The organism is Paenibacillus sp. Y660 (assembly GCF_057221575.1).
In genome coordinates, this window is record NZ_JBXBBJ010000065.1 from 1 (window position 1) to 2,368 (window position 2,368).

General features: G+C 33.3%; 4 protein-coding genes. 3 read left to right on the forward strand and 1 reads right to left on the reverse strand.

Annotated elements, in window-relative coordinates; translation table 11 throughout:
* Nucleotides 1–158: 158 nt before the first annotated feature.
* On the reverse strand, nt 159–521 hold the full coding sequence (locus tag AC2TDN_RS26365) for an ArsR/SmtB family transcription factor (RefSeq protein WP_482069657.1): 363 nt from the start codon (nt 519–521) through the stop codon (nt 159–161).
* A 241-nt stretch (nt 522–762) separates the two neighbouring features.
* Between AC2TDN_RS26365 and AC2TDN_RS26370 the strand changes: the two genes are divergently transcribed.
* From AC2TDN_RS26370 to AC2TDN_RS26380, 3 genes are read left to right on the forward strand one after another with little or no spacing between them, the layout of a single operon-like run.
* Nucleotides 763–1,236: a DUF4871 domain-containing protein gene (locus tag AC2TDN_RS26370; protein ID WP_484690722.1), complete on the forward strand. Its 474-nt coding sequence runs from the start codon at nt 763–765 to the stop codon at nt 1,234–1,236.
* 38 nt (nt 1,237–1,274) lie between these two features.
* A complete protein-coding gene (locus tag AC2TDN_RS26375) occupies nt 1,275–1,586 on the forward strand; it encodes a twin-arginine translocase subunit TatC (protein ID WP_482069644.1) in 312 nt (103 codons plus the stop codon).
* The gene (locus AC2TDN_RS26380; protein WP_482069645.1) at nt 1,583–2,176 is read left to right on the forward strand and encodes a hypothetical protein; all 594 of its coding nucleotides are present in this window, start codon (nt 1,583–1,585) and stop codon (nt 2,174–2,176) included. The genes AC2TDN_RS26375 and AC2TDN_RS26380 overlap by 4 nt, the downstream gene beginning before the upstream one ends.
* Nucleotides 2,177–2,368: the final 192 nt, after the last annotated feature.

Below are 2,368 nucleotides of genomic sequence, written 5' to 3' on the forward strand. Positions count from 1 at the left end.
TTTCCCATAATGAAAAATGGGATTAAATGAAAAATCCCCCTAACCAAGTAGGAGGATGCTAATAAAGATGGTTCGAGGAAACCCTTGTCCCATCAGCCTCGGCAAATGCCGAGAGGCTATTTAAAAAAAAGGAGGGGGCTAAATACCTAATAAAGGATTTAGAATAATAATGTCGTAATAACCGGTTCATTTCTCTCGCATGCAGCAACATCTTCTTCCACCTGATGGAATACATCATCCATCATCGAAAGCAACATCCTGATTTGTTCGCTTCGCAAACTGTAATAAATGAATTTACCTTCTGGGCGTCCAACGATTATTCCACACCCTTTTAAACAAGCCAAATGCTGCGAAATGTTCGATTGATTCCCACTGACTTCTTCCACAATTTGAGAAATCGTTTTTTCTTGGTCTTTGATAAGTTCCAATATTTGAAGCCTCGTTTTGTTGCTAAACCCACGGAAAAATTTGCTTTTACATCCAATATATTTTGTCCCAAAATTAATTCCTTCATTACATATGAGTATCTTCTAATATGATTCCTTTTTATCATATTACCACTTCTGCGCTTTTTTTAAATCAAGATAAGCTGGAAACAAATGAGTCGGTAGAACCATTTCCAAATACATACATCTTGTGTAATATTATAGGAGGAAAAATAATATATTTTCTTTTACTTTTTAGTTTTAGAAGGGATAATGAAAACGCTATCAAACTTATATATTAATATAAATAATATGAATGGGATTAATGAGGAATAGGATGTATAGAATTATTATATTTTTCATTTTTTCACTCATAGTTAATGGATTTTCTTCAAATGCAGAGTATGACCAAATTCCAGAGCAGAATGTACCAAGTTCTCATTTCAAAGTTGGCGATGTAGAGATGCAAGGGATTAAAAATAAATTAGCGATTCTTGGGCCGGACTTTATTTCTGGAAAAGCCAATAAATATATGTGGCATTTCTGGGGCACTAAGGACGAACTTTCAAAAACACCTTTCAAAGTAGAAGCAATAAATCAAGAAACTAAGGAAAAACAACCAGCCTTAGTTGAGGGTGCAGGTACTCCTGATAAAAAACATGTTTGGGAGTATCATGATTTAGCAGGGCCTAACCACGGGGCAGATGCACATATTCCTTCAAATATGGAATTACCAGCTAAAGGATTGTGGAGGCTTGATGTATATCTAGGTGAACAACTTTTCGGAAGTATTTATGTAAATGTGAAATAATGAAAAATTTATACAATTCTAGATTTAAAGGAGGGGGCATGATCAATAGAAAATCAGATCAACCCAGCCCGTTTTTAAATCATTTATTGGAATTAAGAAAACAATTACTTATCACCATCTTGGTTTTTATCATTTTTCTCTGTGCATCGTACTTTACAACACCATTTTTTGTGGAAATTATAAAAGATTCAGCGGAAAATTATAGCCTTGAGTTGAACTTCTTTAAGATTACTGATTCTGTTTCGATATATATGAAAATTATGCTTATTCAATCGCTATGTATTACAATCCCTGTTTTGATTTATCAGTTGTATATTTTTGTGCTTCCCGAGGAGGATGTAATAATATGAAAAAAATGTTGTTATTTCTAATCAGCTGTTTGATGATTTCCATTTCTCTAACAGGTTGTTCGAATGGATCTAATGTACAAACACCACAAGTAACAGCATCAAACAAGAGCGTAATAGATACTGTAAACATACCCAAGTATGATGATTTCACAAAATTCATGGAGGATTTTGAAAGCAATATAGTTATAGATGGTTTCTCATTAATTCAACCGTATAAAACAATTTTTTTAATAGAAAGAGATTTTACATTTAACAAGAAAGACACCATAACTCTTGGAGGTGGAAGTGGCGATTTTAATCCTACACAACAACTATTTATTTTTGAAAATAAGGATAAGTCTATTCAGTTTTATGTGCGTTTCGCTTATACAGAAGTAGATATGGGAAAAAACTTAGTTGCTTGGGAAGTCCCTACTGGATATGACGGAGCCGATCCTGAATTATCAGATAGAACTGATATGGCGACGTACACATATAGAAATCTAATCGTTACCGTTACTCAAAATGCAAAAACAAAAGCAAATAATAGCACTACGAAAAAAGCAGTAAAGTCTGTGCTAAATATATTAGACAAGTATTATAATAAATAATGTTGAACACCCTATTAAAATGGTATATACTTAAAAAGAAGTAAAATATTAGTAGGATGTAATTATTATCATGACTTATGCAGTTCATGAGATTAACCGGTAATTGTGAGAATCTATGTTTGAATAAACCGGCCACATGGTCATGGAGAGATTCTTAGGCCAATATGCTGAAATAAGGCTTGCAAAACGGCG